At 61.6% G+C, this 17332-nt stretch carries 14 protein-coding genes and 1 pseudogene; 10 read left to right on the top strand and 5 right to left on the bottom strand.

Features of this window, described 5'->3' with window-relative positions:
* Positions 1-133: 133 nt before the first annotated feature.
* From V1277_RS27190 to V1277_RS27175, 4 genes are read right to left on the bottom strand one after another with little or no spacing between them, the layout of a single operon-like run.
* A complete protein-coding gene (locus V1277_RS27190; protein WP_334420465.1) occupies positions 134-976 on the bottom strand; it encodes an AraC family transcriptional regulator in 843 nt (280 codons plus the stop codon).
* 47 nt (positions 977-1023) lie between these two features.
* Positions 1024-2757: a thiamine pyrophosphate-binding protein gene (locus V1277_RS27185; protein ID WP_442894521.1), complete on the bottom strand. Its 1734-nt coding sequence runs from the start codon at positions 2755-2757 to the stop codon at positions 1024-1026.
* Between the two features lie 57 nt (positions 2758-2814).
* Positions 2815-4239: a UbiD family decarboxylase gene (locus V1277_RS27180; protein ID WP_334418946.1), complete on the bottom strand. Its 1425-nt coding sequence runs from the start codon at positions 4237-4239 to the stop codon at positions 2815-2817.
* A 34-nt stretch (positions 4240-4273) separates the two neighbouring features.
* Positions 4274-4888, bottom strand: coding sequence for a UbiX family flavin prenyltransferase (locus tag V1277_RS27175; RefSeq protein WP_334418945.1), 615 nt, complete (start codon positions 4886-4888; stop codon positions 4274-4276).
* Positions 4889-5073: 185 nt separating this feature from the next.
* Here V1277_RS27175 and V1277_RS27170 point away from each other — a divergent pair, with 185 nt between their 5' ends.
* The 9 genes from V1277_RS27170 (at position 5074) to V1277_RS27130 (ending at position 16401) form a co-directional block, all read left to right on the top strand.
* The gene (locus V1277_RS27170) at positions 5074-6045 is read left to right on the top strand and encodes a LysR family transcriptional regulator (protein ID WP_334418944.1); all 972 of its coding nucleotides are present in this window, start codon (positions 5074-5076) and stop codon (positions 6043-6045) included.
* Positions 6046-6153: 108 nt separating this feature from the next.
* The gene (locus V1277_RS27165) at positions 6154-7395 is read left to right on the top strand and encodes an alpha-hydroxy acid oxidase (protein ID WP_334418943.1); all 1242 of its coding nucleotides are present in this window, start codon (positions 6154-6156) and stop codon (positions 7393-7395) included.
* Between the two features lie 260 nt (positions 7396-7655).
* Positions 7656-8636, top strand: a complete 981-nt coding sequence (locus V1277_RS27160; RefSeq protein ID WP_334418942.1) for a Bug family tripartite tricarboxylate transporter substrate binding protein — start codon at positions 7656-7658, stop codon at positions 8634-8636.
* 1187 nt (positions 8637-9823) lie between these two features.
* The gene (locus V1277_RS27155) at positions 9824-10735 is read left to right on the top strand and encodes a LysR family transcriptional regulator (RefSeq protein ID WP_334420463.1); all 912 of its coding nucleotides are present in this window, start codon (positions 9824-9826) and stop codon (positions 10733-10735) included.
* Positions 10736-10866: 131 nt separating this feature from the next.
* Positions 10867-12024, top strand: coding sequence for an ABC transporter substrate-binding protein (locus tag V1277_RS27150; protein WP_334418941.1), 1158 nt, complete (start codon positions 10867-10869; stop codon positions 12022-12024).
* Positions 12025-12180: 156 nt separating this feature from the next.
* Positions 12181-13179, top strand: a complete 999-nt coding sequence (locus V1277_RS27145) for an ABC transporter ATP-binding protein (protein WP_334418940.1) — start codon at positions 12181-12183, stop codon at positions 13177-13179.
* The gene (locus tag V1277_RS27140; protein WP_334418939.1) at positions 13176-14144 is read left to right on the top strand and encodes an ABC transporter permease; all 969 of its coding nucleotides are present in this window, start codon (positions 13176-13178) and stop codon (positions 14142-14144) included. The genes V1277_RS27145 and V1277_RS27140 overlap by 4 nt, the downstream gene beginning before the upstream one ends.
* Positions 14134-14949, top strand: coding sequence for an ABC transporter permease (locus tag V1277_RS27135; RefSeq protein ID WP_334418938.1), 816 nt, complete (start codon positions 14134-14136; stop codon positions 14947-14949). Before V1277_RS27140 ends, V1277_RS27135 begins: the two co-directional genes overlap by 11 nt.
* A gap of 24 nt (positions 14950-14973) precedes the next feature.
* On the top strand, positions 14974-16401 hold the full coding sequence (locus tag V1277_RS27130) for a gamma-aminobutyraldehyde dehydrogenase (RefSeq protein ID WP_334418937.1): 1428 nt from the start codon (positions 14974-14976) through the stop codon (positions 16399-16401).
* On the opposite strand, the gene V1277_RS27125 is transcribed toward V1277_RS27130, so the two are convergent.
* Positions 16362-16667, bottom strand: a complete 306-nt coding sequence (locus V1277_RS27125; protein ID WP_334418936.1) for a fumarylacetoacetate hydrolase family protein — start codon at positions 16665-16667, stop codon at positions 16362-16364. The two genes, V1277_RS27130 and V1277_RS27125, sit on opposite strands and share 40 nt — an antisense overlap.
* On the opposite strand from V1277_RS27125, the pseudogene V1277_RS27120 reads away from it, so the two are divergent.
* Positions 16662-16974: pseudogene (locus V1277_RS27120) on the top strand (hypothetical protein); the annotation flags it as partial. The gene V1277_RS27125 and the pseudogene V1277_RS27120 overlap by 6 nt on opposite strands.
* Positions 16975-17332 lie beyond the last annotated feature (358 nt).

Here is a 17332-nt window from a genome sequence, read left to right as displayed (position 1 = left end):
TTCCGACATTCCTCTCGATCGATCGCGCTCTGCGACGCCACGTGGAGCAGATGTAAGAATGCCGGCAAGGTCGGCCATACCGTCTGCTCTCACCACTTACCAAATCGTCTCATTTGGAAGCGCGCGCGGTAAATCAGTTGGCCAGCCGCGAGACGTTGCGGAACTCGCGCGGGCTCACGCCGGCGTGATCGCGAAAGAAGCGTGTGAAGTGCGCCGGCTCCGGAAAGCCAAAGCGTTCACTGAGCTCGCCAAAGGGCACATCCTGGTGCATCACCGCATCCAGCGCCCGCTCCATGCGTATCACGTTCAGGTAGATCTTGGGCGACACACCGAGCGACGACTCGAACAGACGGAAGAACTGTGCTCGTGATAGACCAGCGTCCTTTGCGAACTGGTCGACAGTAGCGCATGATCCCTCCCGGGTTCGCATCGCTTCGGTAATGCGCCTGATCCGCCAGTCGCAGCTCTTCGCGTTCATGCCGCGGATCGAATTCGGAAAACCGCGCCAGGAGGTGAAGCGCTCGATCACCGCGATCATCAGCTCCGAGAGCGCCTGCTCATGGTCACGGATGCACTCCGGATACTCCACCAGCTCAGCGGCCAGGCGGAGGGTAAGCTGACGAATCCGCGGCGAGATTTCGCCCGAAGGCTGCTCGAAAAAGCCAGGCGCACCGCTGGCCGCCCAGCCGGGACGAAACTCCTTCAGCCAATGCGGCTCGATGTAAAGCGCGAGAATAAGAGTCCGCGGCCGTGCCGGATCGTGAACATAGGCGTGCGGCGTCCAGGCATCGACCAGCACAGCGTTGGTATCCGTGAGCGGATATGTTCTGTCCCCGACCATGAATTGCGTGTCGGCGCCTTCGACCTTCAAGAGGACGTGGCACTGCGGGTGGGCATGCCGCACCAGGGAGCGATCCATGTCCAGGAGCGCAACCCTGCCGAAGGCGCCGTGGGCGATGCGCAGAGCTGTCGACATATTGGTCCTCCCTTCACTAGTTGCTTCGTTCAGCGCAAGACGGCGCCTCACTGCGAGGATCGTATCGTATGCCCCGATGCCCACGCACGCTGACGCAATTGCGTGAGCGTGGCGGAAGGTGTGATGGCTTCCGCATCGATCTTCAGTTCTAGGAGAGCCGGCTTGCGTCGCTCGTCTGCAAATGCCCTTGCCCTGGCAAAAGCCGCAGCAAAGCATTCGGTTTCCAGGACCTGCTCGCCATAGCCGCCGAAGGAACGGGCCAACGCGACAAAATCCGGATTCTCGAGCGCCGTCGCATGAACGCGCCCCGGATATTCCTTCTCCTGGTGCATGCGGATCGACCCGTACATGCCGTTGTTGACGACAATCACGATCACGCCGAGTCCATATTGCGATGCGGTCGCAAGCTCGTTGCAGCTCATCAGGAAACAGCCATCGCCGGCAAAGCAGACCGCGAGGCGCTCAGGGTGAACCAGTTTGGCCGCGATCGCCGCGGGCAGGCCATAGCCCATTGCTCCTGACGTAGGCGCAAGCTGCGTTCGGAAACCGCCATAGCGGTGGAACTTGTGGACCCAGATAGCGTAATTGCCTGCCCCGTTCGAGATGATGGCATCTTCCTGAAGGGCTTCGCGCAAGTGAAGCATCACCGCGCCGAGATCGACCGGGCCCGGCATGGACCCTGGAATCTGGTCGGCGACGAATTCGTCGCGCCCGGCCGCGAGCCACGCTCTGCGCCGTGCTTCCGTCTTAGGTTTGTATCGTTCCGACGGCCGCAATCCGGCCAGCGCCGCAGCCATCTCGGGCATGCCGGCGTTGATCGAAAGATCGGCCTGATAGATGCGTCCGAGCTCGTTCGGATCGGTATGCACATGCACAAAGCGCTGGGCCGGTCGAGGAATTTCAAACAAGGTGTAGCCCGACGTCGTGGTCTCACCGAGGCGTCCGCCCAGGGCGATGATCAGGTCCGCACCGCGAATGCGTTCGATCAGCTTTGGGCTTGGGCCAAGGCCGGCGTGGCCGACATAATGCGAATGCCGGTTGTCGAGAATGTCCTGCCGTCGGAAGCCGGCGGCGACCGGCAGGCTGAAGGTTTCCACGAAGCGCTTGAGGTCCGCGGAGGCACGGGCGTTCCAGCCGCCGCCACCGACGATCACCATCGGCCGCTCGGCGGCGTCGATCACCTCGACCAAACGTGACAGTTGAGCGGGCCCGGGATGGGCTGCAGCCCGCACATAACGGGCGGCATTCGCGGCCATGGCTCGCTCGCTCAGCATGTCCTCTGGCAGCGAGACCACCACCGGCCCCGGCCGCCCGGACACCGCAACATGGAAGGCGCGGCTGACCAATTCGGGGATGCGCTCGGCACGATCGATCTCGACGACCCATTTGGCCATGCCGCCGAACATCCGGCGGAAGTCGACCTCCTGCCATGCTTCACGCCCCAGCATGCAGCGGGCGACCTGGCCGATGAACAGGATCATCGGCGTCGAATCCTGCGAGGCGGTGTGAACGCCGATTGCGGCATGGCTTGCGCCCGGCCCCCGCGTGACAAAGCAGATTCCGGGATGCCCGGTCAGCTTTCCATACGCCTCGGCCATGTGCGCCGCGCCCGCCTCATGCCGGGTCACGATGGTCCGGATCATCTCGCCCGCGCCGGCGAGCGCATCGATCACGGCCAGGAAGCTTTCACCCGGCAGGCAGAATACCGTATCCACGCCGTTGATCTTCAGCGTATCGACGAGAATCTCTCCGCCGCTGCGCTGGCTCGAAGTCATCAACATCAACAGCCCTCTTCGCCTCTGGATGCATGGTTGGTCGAACAGGCCCGCCTAAATTCCCTAAGGGCCATCTCGGACAAGAACACGCGAAAGCGCTGAATCCGGATTCTTCTGCAGGGCGCGAGCCAGATCGACCTGCTCCTCACCCTTGACATGGATGCGCTTGAAATCGAGCTCCGGCGCGTCGACCGGCACGGTCGCATCGAGCCCCATCTTGGCGCTGATGCCGTCCCTGGTGGTCGGATCAAGCTTGGAGCCGAGCGCGCCGGAAACGACCAATAGATCGCGATCGGCCTGGAAACGCGTCGCTATTGCCCATTCGATTTCCTCGGAATTGCCGATGTCGACGTCCTTGTCGACGACGACAACCTGCTTGATGTCATAGTGGGCCCCGAAGGCGCTCATGATGATGTTCTTCGGCTCGCCATCAGACGTCTTGTCGATCTTGACGGCAAGATGGTAGCGGCAGGTGCCGCCGCGCGGCAGACGCACATCGAGCACATTCGGAAAGCTGCGCCGCAAATGCTGCAGCAGCGTCGCCTCGCGCGGCACGGCGCCGAGGATGAGGTGCTCATAGCCGCCGCCGACAATGGTGTGGTAGATCGGCCGCGCGCGGTGGGTGACCGCGTCGACCTCGATCACCTCGCGGTTTGCCCGCGGCCCGTAGTACTGCGGAAATTCACCGAACGGCCCTTCCGGCTCACGAACGCGGGGCAGAATTCGCCCTTCGATCACGATCTCCGCCTGGGCAGGGACACGGACGGAATTGGTCTTGCACTTGACCACATCGACGGGCTGACCGAGCAGCGCGCCGGCAATTCCCATCTCGTCCTCATCAAGCGCGGCAATCGCCTGCGACGCCAGCAGCAGGGCCGGATGAACCCCAATGACGATTGCGATCTCAAGCGCCTCGCCTGCCTCCTCGGCCATGCGGAAATAGGAGAGCGTGTGCCTGGGCAAGAGCAGAACGCCGATCCGGTTCGGACCGCTGATCTGGCAGCGATGGATCGATACGTTCTGAATGCCGTTGCGCGGATTGCGGGCGATCAGCAGCCCTGCCGTGATATAGGGCCCGCTGTCGCGCTCGTTGTGCTTCGGGATTGGTAGCTGCCTGAGAAGGTCCACCTGGTTGTGCACGATTTCCTGGACCGGCCCGCTGCTCACTTCGCGGGTTGGCAGCGGCTCGCGCGCCGCAGCGAGGAAGCGCGCCAGCAACTGTTCTACGCCGACCCCGATGGATTCGGCGACCCAGTCGCGCGCCGCGAAGAGATTCGCGACCACCGGGATGTCGTGTCCACCGGGCCTTGGAAACAGCACTGCGCGGTCGCGCTCCAGCCGCTTTGAGATGGCAGCAAGCTCGTCGGCGAGTTCCACGCCCTCGCGGGCGACAGCGAGCCTGCCCCGTTCGGCAAGATGGGCGAGCCAGGAGCGCAAATCCTTCGACGCATCCGCAGCAGCGGGTCTGGCCAAGTTTTCGGTCCTCATGATGCGCTCCTTTTCCGGGATCTTCTGCAGGCGTTCAGGGAGCATTTTTTCGCAGTGATCGACGTTTCAGCGCCTCGTCCTCGCCCCAGCGGCGCACCACGCCGATGTCAACATCGAACAGGTCGAGCACCCGCCCGACCGTGTGCTCGACCATGTCGTCAAGACTGTCGGGCTTGGCGTAAAACGCCGGCACTGGAGGCGCGATGACCGCTCCCATCTCTGACAGCGCAGTCATGTTGCGCAGGTGGCCGGTATGCAGCGGTGTCTCGCGCACCATGAGCACCAGCCGACGCCTCTCCTTGAGGACGACGTCGGCGGCCCGAGTCAGGAGCGTCGTGGTCACGCCTGACGCAATCTCCGACATTGACCGCATCGAACAGGGAGCGACGATCATGCCCGCCGTGCGAAAGGAACCACTGGAGATCGAGGCGGCCATGTCGTCGATCGCATGGTTGAAATTGGCGAGCGCCCTCACCTCCGAGATCTTCAGGTCGGTCTCGTAGGCAAAGGTCTGCTCGGCCGTCTTCGACATCACAAGGTGCGTCTCAATGCCGGCGTTGCGAAGCAACTGCAGCAAGCGAATCCCGTAGACGACGCCCGAGGCTCCGGAGATGCCGATGATCAGCCGTGAGGACGTCCGGTCCTGCATAACGGTTCGCGCTGCGCTCCCTGTGCCACGACGCAACAGACGCTTGAGCGCGTGTGAGCGCCTGGCGCCGTATGAAGGGACATTAGAGGGAATCTATGATCAGAACAAATAATGATTGATGATAAACTCGATCATCGGAAATGATAGCAGCCCACAGGCTCGTCGGGATAGGAAGGAAAACGGCGATGGAATTCAGGCAGATGCAGTACTTCCTATGCCTCGCGGAAGAGAGGAACGTGACCCGCGCAGCCCGCCAGCTCAACATCGTACAGCCGGCACTCAGCATGCAGATCGCCAAGCTCGAGGCCGAGCTTGGCCAAAAGCTGTTCGAACGAAGCAACAACGGCATGACGCTGACGACCGCCGGCGAAGCGTTCTGCCGACTCGTCTCTCCGATCATGCGCGACGTCGAATATGCCAAGCAGGAAATGGCGCGGCTCAACGGCCGGATCTCCGGGCGGGTTTCAGTCGGGCTGATCACGTCGGTGGCGCAAAGCACGATGGCGACTTCGTCGGCAACAGTCGCGCGTCTCTATCCGGAGATCACGCTCTCGGCCTGCGAGGGGTACACGGAAACGCTGACGGACTGGGTCAATTCCGGGCAACTCGACTTCGCGCTGATCAACGTGCCGCGCCGGCGCGTTTCGCTCGCCGCGCACCATGTGATGGACGAAGAGATGGTATTCGCGTGTCGAAAGGATGCGCCGATCAAGCCGCCGACAAACCTGCGCTTCGAGCATGTCGCCGAGTTCGACCTGGTCATGCCATCGAAACGGCACGGCCTGCGCATGATCCTGGAGGAGCACGCGGCCGCTGCCTGCATTGAATTGAAGCCCAGACTGGAGCTCGACACGCTACCTGCGGTTTGCGATGTGATCGCCACCACCAATCTCGTGACCGTGCTGCCCACGATTGCGCTTCAACAGTCGCTGGCCGACGGCAGGGTAAGAGCGCAGCGGTTTGCCGAACCGCGTATCACCCGATCGATCGCCTGGGTCCACCATCCGCGGCGCATGGTGTCCGCCGCGGCCAGAGCCGTGCTCGATATCATTCGGCGCGACCTGATCGAGGCAGCGACATCTGCAAGCAGTCACGTGCAGCCGCCTTCCAGCGGCGCCACGAGGCGCGGTGCTGCGCGGCGTTCAAGGTCGCGATAGCAGTGTCGCGCCGGCAATCATCCGAAATTATCGCGGGTATCATCGCTAATTATTTGCGGTGATGACCGGATGCATCCTATGAGGGCTACGCAATAAGGACGCTTTCTCATGACGGGCGATCTTCGCCGCTCTTCACCACGCGCGCATGCCTGGGGTGCAGGCAGCGGAACGACTCCCGAGGCCCGCCTGCGGCAGCGCTTGCCCACGTTGGACGACGTCGAGCGCCGCGCGCGCCGCCGCATCCCGCGCTTTGCCTTCGACTTTCTCGAGGGCGGGACCGGAAGCGATCTGAACACGAGGCGCAATCGACTGGCGCTGGACGCGGTGGAATTGGTCCCCCGCTACGGCAATCCCGGTCCCATACACACGGACGTCGATTTGTTCGGCGTACATTGCGCCGCGCCGATCGGCATCGCTCCCGTCGGGGTCGACGGCATCGTCTGGCCTGGCGCCACGCGGATTCTCGCACGCGCTGCCGGCAAGGCGCGCATTCCCTATATTGCCGGCACGCTCGCCACCGCTGCGATCGAAGAAGTCGCCGAGCTTGCAGGTCCCTATGCCTGGTTTCAACTCTACGGATTGCCCGCCAACGACCATGCCGTCACCCTCGATCTGATCAAGCGGGCCAGTGCGGCTGGCGTGCGGGTGCTGGCCGCCACACTGGATGCGCCGGTCCGCTCCAAGCGGCCACGCGATCTGCGCAATGGTCTGGTGGTGCCATTTCGTCCTACGCCCAAAACCATCCTGGACGTAGCTCTATCGCCGCAGTGGCTGCTTGCGCTCGCCACAGCAGGCATGCCGGCCTTTTCCAACATGGAGCGCTACGTCGAAAAGCCGGCGACGCTGGCGAATACGGCCGGCTTTGTGCAGGGCCAGATCAAGGGCACGTTTTCATGGGATGTGCTGAAACGGATGCGGGATGCCTGGCCGGGGGCGCTGGTCGTGAAAGGTGTCATGCATCCCGACGACGGCGAGATGGCCGTTGCAGCGGGAGTGGACGGTATCCTGGTTTCTAACCATGGAGGCCGGCAGCTTGATGCTGCGCCTGCTGCGATCGATGTCCTGCCTGCCATCGTTGCCAAAGTGGGAGCCAGGGCCACCGTCCTGTTCGATAGCGGCATCCGCTCGGGCCTCGACGTCGCCCGCGCCCTCGCGCTTGGCGCCCGCGGGACATTTGCAGGCCGCGCTTTTCTTCTCGGTCTCGGTGCGCTCGGCGAGCACGGCGCAGACTATGTAGCCGGGCTGCTAAAGGAAGAACTGGAAACCGCAATGGGGCAACTGGGCGCGCATTCTCCCGACGCGCTGCCTCAGCTCACATCTCGCCACAAGCATGCTTTCGATTTTGCCTGAGCCTGCGAGGCGCACCGGCGGCAGTAGCGGGTGTCTTCGTTCGAGCCCCATCCGCCATCGCATTCGCCCTTTTTTGAGACGCTTTGGTAAGTCGCGAGACTCGACGGAATCGAGGTGCGTCGATTGCTTGTCCAGAATTGGACCTCAAGGGCGCCCAAGTGCGCCACGAGGAAACGTTCGGGTACAGGTCGCACGAGCCCCATGGACAGGATTGTCCGGGTAGCCACGGTCCGCCGGCCCCCACCCCTTTGAGGACACCAATGCTATTCCGCTCCACCGCCATTGCACTCTGCACATTGTCCGCTCTCGTCATGCATGGCGCGTCGGCAACCGCAGACAACTACCCTTCCCGTCCGATAACATTGGTGGTGCCTTTTCCGGCCGGAGGCGCAAGTGACGCCATCACCCGTATCCTCGCCGACAAACTGGGAGAGGCTCTTCGCGGCACGATTGTAGTCGAAAACAGGGGTGGCGCCGGCGGCAGTATCGGCACGAACAACGTGGCGCGGGCCGCTCCGGACGGTTACACCCTGCTGCTGAGCTCTTCAGGCCCGCTCGCCGTCAACAAGACGCTGACAACGGATCTGCCCTACGATCCAGAGACCGCTTTTGAGCCGATCTCGCTGATCTCGACCATGCCTAATGTTCTCGTCGTCAATCCGACCAAGATTCCGGCATCGAATGTGCAGGAGTTTATCGATTTTGCGAAAGTAAGCCGAGAGCAGATCTCATATTCGTCGATCGGCAATGGAAGCTCGCAACATCTTGCCGGCGTGCTGTTCGAGCGCCGGACAGGAACGCGTTTGCTTCATGTCCCTTACCGTGGGGCCGGCCAACTAACCGTCGATCTTGTGTCGGGCGACGTGCCGGCCAGCTTTCAGCTCATACCAAACATTGCGAGTCAATTGCAGGCGGGTCAGATAAAGCCGCTGGCAGTCACCAGCAAGCAACGCAGCAAGGCACTTCCGAACGTTCCCACCATGGCGGAGGCAGGAATTTCGGATCTAGAATCCTTTGCGTGGTTCGGCCTGCTCGTTCCGAAAGGAACGCCAAAGCCGATCGTTGATCGGCTTCACAGTGAAGTTGTCAAGATCATGTCGGACCCGGCGGTGCAGAAACGGATGATCGATATCGGAGCAGATCCGATCTACACAAGCCAGGCTGAGTTCAAGGCTCTGATTTCGTCAGAGGTGATCAAATGGCGAAGCGTCATCAAGGAGGCTGGCATCTCCGGCAACTGACGACAATTCGGCAATGATGGGCGCAATTTTGCGGTTCGTCGGTGCCTGCTCCAACTTGGACAATGCATGTGATCATGTTGCAGGTTCGGCTCGGTGATCACCACCACCATCACCGATCGTATCATCGCGATCTGGGATGCATGAAGCGCAGCCGGAGATTGTAATCTTACACCTATTCGATCATCGTTCATTCGGGAATGCCATTGATAACACGGTCTGCAACGGTAGCGAGCGCTCTGGGGTGCTACCGTCCCGCGTAAGAAATCGCAGAAAATCGCAGTTCGGGCGTGCAAAATCGTACGCATGGTAGTGGGGGGAGCGCTACCGCCTTTCCCCACACCAACCAAACCTACGATATCTCGTCCGATCCTTCGCATAAGGCACTTCTTGAGCCTCGCAGCGGCTCAGCTCTTACATTTCGTGGAGACGTACGTTGAAAGGTCACGTACCTTAGTCTCGGGCGAAAGCGACCGAATTCGTGGAAACTCGAAAGTGGCGCATGTTCGGCGCCACCATCGTACAGCCGGCCGCAATCGACGGAAGCAGAGAGCCTCCACTGCCTGTGCAGTTTCGATCGGGAAGCGCCAAGTTTTCCAGTCCGTTCTCAAACTCGCGGGTTCAAATGTGGACTCGCAAGGACCGATACCGACATTCGCTCGTGGTGGCTATCTGAAGAGGATACCACCTGCGTCCCGAACGCAGTGAGTATCTTCTAAGTTGTTGATCTTTCTTGATGTGGCAGCTGTTTCCGTCCCGTTTTGTTCACGGTCGTTTCAGCCAATTCGATGCGATTTCGTTGCGGCCTTCCTGAACGAGAACGAAACGCTGAGGGATTGGAATCTTCAGATGCGCGCGGCCGAGACCGGGATCTGGGGTCGCCGACCAAGCGACGTTTCATCCAATGGCCTGCTTTCCGAATGACCGACCGGAGCGCACCGCAAGATCTTGGTTTTCGCGATCAATGTCTTTCTTGAGCGAACCTCAGAATGGCGGAATCAAAATCCGCTGCCTTACCGCTTGGCGACGCCCCAACTGGCGCCGGAGACCGCGGGAGCAAGGTGGGCTCCGAACTCCGTTCCGGCACTGCCGGTCTATCGAGAGCGGTGCGGCATTTCATCAGCCTGGGTAGCGGATTTAGCTCGCGGCTGGAGCTTTCATCCGCGGCGAAATTGGTGCTTAGTCCTGTCATGGCCTTTACGATCAGACAGCTCCAGTTCTTTGTCGCGGTGGCCGAGGCCGGCACGGTTTCCCGTGCCGCGCAAGCGCTGTCGATCTCGCAATCGTCCGTCACCGAGGCGATCAAGGAGCTGGAGGCCGATCTGAACGTCGAGCTGTTTGAGCGTCATCCGCGCGGCCTGTCTATTACCCACAAGGGCCATCAGTTCCTGCGTCACGCGACGCGCATCCTGACGGATATCTCCGATGCACGCAGGAGCTTCTCCGAGCAAGCTTCGAACCGTGGTGGCCGCCTGCAACTCGGCGTTACCTCGCTCGTCGCCGGCTACGTGCTCTCGGATCTTCTGGCGCGCTATCGCCGTGCGTTTCCATCGGTTGAGGTCCACGCCATCGAAGACAACGGCGACTACCTCGAGCACCTCTTGATCGGCGGCGAGCTGGATGTTGCCGTCATGGTGGTGTCCAACCTGCGCGACCGCCTCGCAATCGACGCCGAGATCGTCGAAGTCTCGCCCTATCGTTTGTGGCTGCCGCTCGGACATTCACTTGCAAGCGCCGACAGCATCGCGCTTGCAGACATTCTCTCCGAACCCCTTATCATGCTGACAATCGATGAGGTGGAGGAGAATACGGGCAAGCTGCTCGCCGCATTCGGAACCCGCCCCAAGGTTGCTTTCCGCACGCGATCCGTCGAGGCCGTGCGCAGCTTGGTCGCCACGGGCGCCGGACTCGCCCTGCTGCCCGATCTTGTCTATCGGCCCTGGTCTCTGGAAGGCGATCGCATCGAGTCGCGCGACGTCTCCGGCTCGCTGCCGGTCGTTCAAATCGGCATGACGTGGCGGCGCGGGTCAGGTCTCACGCAAAACGCTCGCGACTTCATAGGCATAGCGCAGGGCCAGCGCGGCGCACGGCAGCGCCCCTGACGGCGCGCTATCGGAAAAAGCGAAACCCGCCCTCTGATAAATGGATTTGCGAAAGGTAGCATTTGCCGACACGCTCTGTGCGAGGACCGTGCTGCCTCGAAAATGCAGCCGCCTGTACTTGGGAGGTGTTGATGAAGCCGATACTCGCATTGCTGAGTGGGATTACGTTGGCGCTGGCGTTTGCGAATCCATCCGCGGCGCAAATCAAGGAAATCGGGAAGGCCGAAGGGCAACTCACCATCGTCGCCTGGCCAGGCTATATCGAGCGCGGCGAGACCGACAAGAAGTTCGATTGGGTCACAAAGTTCGAACAGGCTTCCGGTTGCAAGGTCAATGTAAAGACCGCCAACACCTCCGACGAGATGGTGGCGTTGATGAATGAAGGCGGCTTCGACCTCGTGACCGCATCCGGCGACGCCTCATTGCGGCTGGTTGCCGGCAAGCGGGTGCAGCCGGTCAATATCAGCCTGATCAAGAGCTGGGGAACGATCGACGATCGCCTCAAGAATGCACCCTGGCATACGGTCGACGGCGTGCACTACGGCGTCCCCTACATGTGGGGGCCGAACGTTCTGATGTACAACACCAAGGTCTTCAAGGATCCGCCGAAGAGCTGGAAGGTGGTGTTCGAGGAGATGTCGCTGCCGGATGGCAAGCCGAACAAGGGGCGCGTACAGGCCTATGACGGCCCCATCCACATTGCAGACGCGGCGCTCTATCTCATGACGCACAAGCCCGATCTTGGCATCAAGAGCCCTTATGAGTTGACCGAAGCGCAGTACAAGGCGTCGCTCGAGCTCCTGCGCGCACAGCGCAAGCTGGTCGGCCGTTACTGGCACGATGCCTTTATCCAGATCGACGACTTCAAGAACGAAGGCGTTGTCGCATCGGGTTCGTGGCCCTTCCAGGTCAACCTGCTCAAGAGCCAGAATCAACCGATCGCATCGGTGGTCCCGGACGAGGGTGTCACCGGGTGGGCCGATACGACCATGATGCACGTCGACTCAAAGAATCCGAACTGCTCATATATGTGGATGGAGCATTCGCTTGCATCCAATCTGCAGAGCGACCTCTCGGCCTGGTTCGGAGCCAATCCGGCGGTCCCGGCGGCGTGCACGGACGGACGCGGAATGCAGACCAAGGAGGGTTGCTCGACAAATGGCTTCGACAACTTCTCGAAGGTTCGCTTCTGGACGACGCCGACAACGAAATGCGCGACGCAGGGCGACAAGTGCGTCCCCTACTACCGCTGGGTCTCTGACTATATCGGCGTCATCGGAGGGCGTTGAAGCCCGACGCCGCGGGGCTATTCCGCGGCTAAGGTGGCCAGGCGCGACGAACCTTTAACGGTCGCCGCGGCTGGCCACGAGATCTGAAGCGCGTGCTGGCCAACGACGGGCGCCGGACGCCGAGCGCCGGATTAATACAAGCAACGCGGGCAAAGCATGATCGCCGCCGTTTCATTCGAGAACATATCGCGCCATTTCGGCAGCGTTAAAGCGGTCGACCGGGTCGACCTGGCGGTGCAGCCCGGCGAGTTCTTCGCCATGCTCGGACCATCCGGATCGGGCAAGACCACCTGCCTTCGCCTTATCGCCGGTTTCGAACAGCCAACCGCGGGCGCCATTTCGATCTTCGGCGAACGCGCCGAGGGCGTTCCGCCTTATCGGCGCAACGTCAACACCGTGTTCCAGGACTACGCACTGTTCCCGCATATGAATGTACTGGACAATGTGGCCTACGGACTGAAGGTGAAAGGTGTCTCCAGGACAGAGCGGATACGGACTGCGGAGGACGCGCTGGCGCTCGTCCGCCTGCCGGGATACGGCACGCGCAAGCCCAGGCAGCTTTCCGGAGGGCAACGCCAGCGTGTTGCGCTCGCGCGTGCGCTCGTCAACCGGCCCAAGGTTCTGCTGCTGGACGAACCGCTTGGCGCGCTCGACCTGAAACTGCGCGAGAACATGCAGGAAGAGCTGAAGGCGCTGCAGAAAACGCTCGGGATCACTTTCATCTTCGTGACGCATGACCAGGGCGAAGCGCTGTCGATGGCGGATCGCGTCGCCGTCTTCAACGATGGCCGCATCATGCAGGTGGGCACGCCGCAGGACATCTACGCTCGCCCGGCTTCCCGGTTCGTGGCCGATTTCGTCGGCTCCTCCAATGTTGTGCCGCCCGATTTCGTCAAACGCCATTGTCAGCGTGACGGCTGGGGAAGCCTGCGGCCGGAGGCGATCCGCGTGAGCACCGAGACCGGCAGCACGGGCATCCCGGCGCGCGTGGTGTCGGTCAGCTATATCGGCGCGGCGACGCGCCTCGGACTGGACGCCGAAGGATTGCGGCTGCATGCGACGGTACCGGTCGGCGCGACCGTGCCGGAGCAGGGAGCGGACGTTGTCCTTTCGTTTGGCGCCAACGCGCTGCATGTGATGGAGGCCGACGCATGAGCGATACGGTTGCGCTGACCGATCGGAGCGCGCCGGCGGTCCTCACCGCACGCAACGGCGTATTGGGCGTCCTCTCCGATCTGTTCTGGCGCAAGCCGAAGCTCTTGCTGTTCCTCATGCTGCTGCCACCGGTTCTGTGGCTCGGCATCGTCTACCTCGGTTCGCTGTTTGCGCTGCTGCTGCAGAGCTTCTTCTCGATCGATGAATATTCGGGGATGATCAAGCGTGAGTTCACGCTGAAAACCTACGGCGAACTGCTGCAGCCCACCAACCTGGACATCATGGTTCGTACCGTCGTGATGGCCACGGTGGTGACGATCGCATCCGCCGTCGTCGCGTTTCCAATCGCCTACTATGCGGCCCGGTATGCCCGCGGCAAGTGGAAGGCATTGTTCTATCTCGGAATCATGTTGCCGCTATGGTCGAGCTATCTGGTCAAGGTCTATGCCTGGAAGCTCATCCTATCAAAAGAGGGCATTCTCAACTGGGCTCTTGCAAAGCTGCACCTGACGGGCCTGCTCGAGGCCTGGCTGGCGCTGCCGATCGTCGGCGGTAACTCGTTATCGGTATCGTCCACGGGTACATTCATCGTTTTCGTCTATGTCTGGCTGCCGTTCATGATCCTTCCGATCCAGGCGTCACTCGAGCGCATTCCCGTGAGCCTGATCGAGGCGTCGGCCGATCTGGGAGCCTCGCCAGCGCGGAGTTTCTGGAACGTGATCTTCCCGCTGGCGTTGCCGGGCGTCGCCGCAGGATCGATCTTCACGTTCTCGCTGACGCTTGGCGACTACATCATTCCGAAAATCATCGGCACCTCGCACCTGTTCATCGGGCAGGCCGTCTACGCCCATCAGGGAACAGCCGGAAACATACCGCTCGCTGCCGCATTCACCGTCGTGCCGATCGTGGTCATGGGCCTCTATCTGTGGATGGCCAAGCGCATGGGGGCGTTCGATGCGATCTGATCGCGAAGCACCCGCGCCGTTCGGGCTGAAGGTGGCGGCCGCCTGTGGCCTGCTGTTCCTGCACGTGCCGATTCTCCTGATCTTTGTGTACGCGTTCACCACCGAAGACAAAACCTACCAATGGCCGCCGCCCAGCTTTACGACGCAGTGGCTCGCGGTAACCTGGCATCGGCCCGACGTCTGGGAGGCGCTGACGGTGTCCGTGAAAGTCGCGGCGATCGCAACCCTGATCGCGCTCGTGCTCGGAACATTGTGCGCCGCCGCGGTGAGCGGTTCGCGCTTCTTCGGCCGCGAGGTCATATCGCTCCTCATCATCCTGCCCATCGCGTTGCCCGGCATCATCACCGGCATCTCGTTGCGGTCGGCCTTCTCGCTGATGGATATTCCGTTCTCGACGTGGACCATCGTGCTCGGCCACGCCACGTTCTGCGTGGTCGTCGTCTACAACAACGCGGTCGCGCGCTTCCGCCGCATCTCCGGCTCGCTGATCGAGGCATCGTACGATCTCGGCGCCGACGGCTTTCAGACTTTTCGCCATGTCGTTCTGCCGAATATCGGCACCGCGCTGCTCGCGGGCGGGATGCTGGCCTTTGCACTGTCGTTTGACGAGGTGATCGTCACCACCTTCACGGCCGGGCAGCAACAGACCCTGCCGATCTGGATGCTGGAAGAACTGGTGCGGCCGCGTCAGCGGCCGGTCACGAACGTGGTGGCGATGGTTGTGGTGCTCGTGACGCTATTCCCAATTATCGCCGCCTACTACCTGACGCGCGAGGGCGATCAAGTCTCGGGCGCGGGCAAATAGAAAATGCAGGAAGGAGACTGGGCCATGGATATGTCGATGCTGATCGGCTCGAAGCTCGAAAAGGGAACCGAAGCCGAAGAGCCGATCTTCAATCCGCGCACTGGAGAGACGGTGCTGCAGATGCCAGAGGCCTCGCTGCAGCAGATCGAGGCCGCAGTCGATTCCGCCGAGAAAGCGTTTGCGACCTGGTCGCGCACGACACCTGCACAGCGCTCGGCCTATCTCTTGCGCATCGCCGACCGTATCGAGGCGGAGGCCAGCGAGTTTGCCAGGCTCGAGGCGCTCAACTGCGGCAAGCCGATCAACGCCGTGCTCAACGACGAACTGCCCGCGATCGTCGACTGCTACCGGTTCTTCGCCGGCGCGGTCCGTGCCATCCCCGGGGCAATCGCCGGGGAATATCTCGCCGGCTTCACCTCGATGATCCGCCGCGACCCGATCGGCATCGTCGCATCGATCGCGCCGTGGAACTATCCGCTGATGATGATGGCCTGGAAGCTCGCGCCAGCCATCGCCGGAGGCAACACGGTGGTGTTCAAACCATCCGAGCAGACGCCGCTGACAGCGCTCAAACTGGCCAAGGTGCTGGCAGACATCCTGCCCGAAGGAGTGGTCAACGTCGTGCTCGGGCGCGGCGAGACGGTCGGCAACGCGCTGATCAACCACCCCAAGGTCAACATGATCTCGATCACGGGCGACGTCGCAACCGGCAAGAAGGTGTTGCAGGCGGCGGCAAAGTCGGTGAAGCGCACCCATCTGGAGCTTGGCGGCAAAGCGCCCGTCATCGTTTTCGACGATGCCGATCTCGCGGCGGTGGTGAGCGGATTGCGCGCCTTCGGTTACTACAATGCCGGCCAGGACTGCACGGCAGCATGCCGCATCTATGCCGGCAAGGGGATTTACGACAGACTGGTTGCGGATCTCTCGTCGGCCGTTTCGACGATCAAGTACGATCGCCCGGACGACACTGAGAACGAGATTGGCCCCTTGATCTCGCAGCGTCAGCTCTATCGTGTCGCAAGCTTTGTCGAGCGTGCGTCGGAACTCAAACATATCGACATCACGACCGGCGGCAAGGTCGGCGGGGACCGCGGCTTTTACTACCAGCCGACCGTCGTCGCCGGCGCGCTGCAAAACGACGAGATCGTGCGGCGTGAAGTTTTCGGACCGGTGGTGTCGGTCACCCGGTTCACGGATGTCGATGAGGCGGTCGCCTGGGCCAATGACAGCGACTATGGGCTCGCCTCGTCGGTATGGACGAAGGACGTGGGACGCGCGATGGCGACGGCGGCCCGGCTGCAATACGGCTGCACCTGGATCAACACACATTTCATGCTGACCAACGAGATGCCGCATGGCGGGGTGAAGCAGTCGGGTTATGGCAAGGACATGTCGCTCTACGCACTGGAAGACTACACGGCCGTGCGCCATGTGATGGTCGCGCACGGGTAGTGGCACGGCTTGAAGGCCTCGATCTCCACCTCGACCACGTCGTCTGGCTTGAGGAAGACCGGCGGCTTGCGCGTGAAGCCGACGCCCGCGGGCATTCCGGTCGCGATAACGTCGCCCGGCACGAGGTCGAAGATCGTCGAGCAGTATTCGATCAGCCCCGGGATCGGAAAGATCAGCATCGACATATCGGACGACTGCATCACCGTTCCGTTGACCCTCGTCTCGATCTTGAGCTTCGCGGGATCGCCGATTTCATCCGGCGTCACCCCTGCTACTTCGCCATGGACGCTACGCGGCCCAATTATGCAAGTGAAGGCAACTTGGGGCGCCGGTTCTGCATTATCTGCGAGGCCGACCGGTCGTTTCGCGCAGTTTCAGCGGGTCATGGCAGCGGTCGCCATCTGAAAGGTATCATGGATATTGCAAATGGGAGGCGGTGCGCGAAGAACTTCGGCAATGCGTTCCAACCTGACAGCTGGTGGCGCCTATGTGACGGCCGAGACGAAGACTTCCGTCAAAGGCTACTACCGCGTTTCAGCAAAGCAAGATACGATCCTCATACGCTCATTTTTGGCGTAGAAGATCAAGGCCCGTAGTAGCGGGGGCGACTCGAACCTCCGTTCCTATTGTTCTCGTGCCTTCGATTAGCAACCAGCCGCCGCCGCACGATCCCGCGAACATTGCCTTCCGGTCGCATGCATCGAATCCGCTGACTCAGGTTGTCGGAATGAGACTTCAACTGTCGTCTGTAAGTGCCTGATATTGCAATGGTGGGCGCACCAGGGCTCGAACCTGGGACCCGCTATCAAGAGGCGTATGATTTGCTAGGAAAATCAATGGTCGTTCCGACAAAAGGGGCAACAAACCTGCATTGAAGCCACACGAGCTTTTACCTTTGTCGGAATGACGGGTTCGATAAGCGAGGTTGGTC

Source organism: Bradyrhizobium sp. AZCC 1588 (assembly GCF_036924735.1).
Taxonomy (GTDB): domain Bacteria; phylum Pseudomonadota; class Alphaproteobacteria; order Rhizobiales; family Xanthobacteraceae; genus Bradyrhizobium.
The sequence above is the reverse complement of the archived record's forward strand: the minus strand, read 5'-3'. Positions and strand labels throughout refer to the sequence as shown.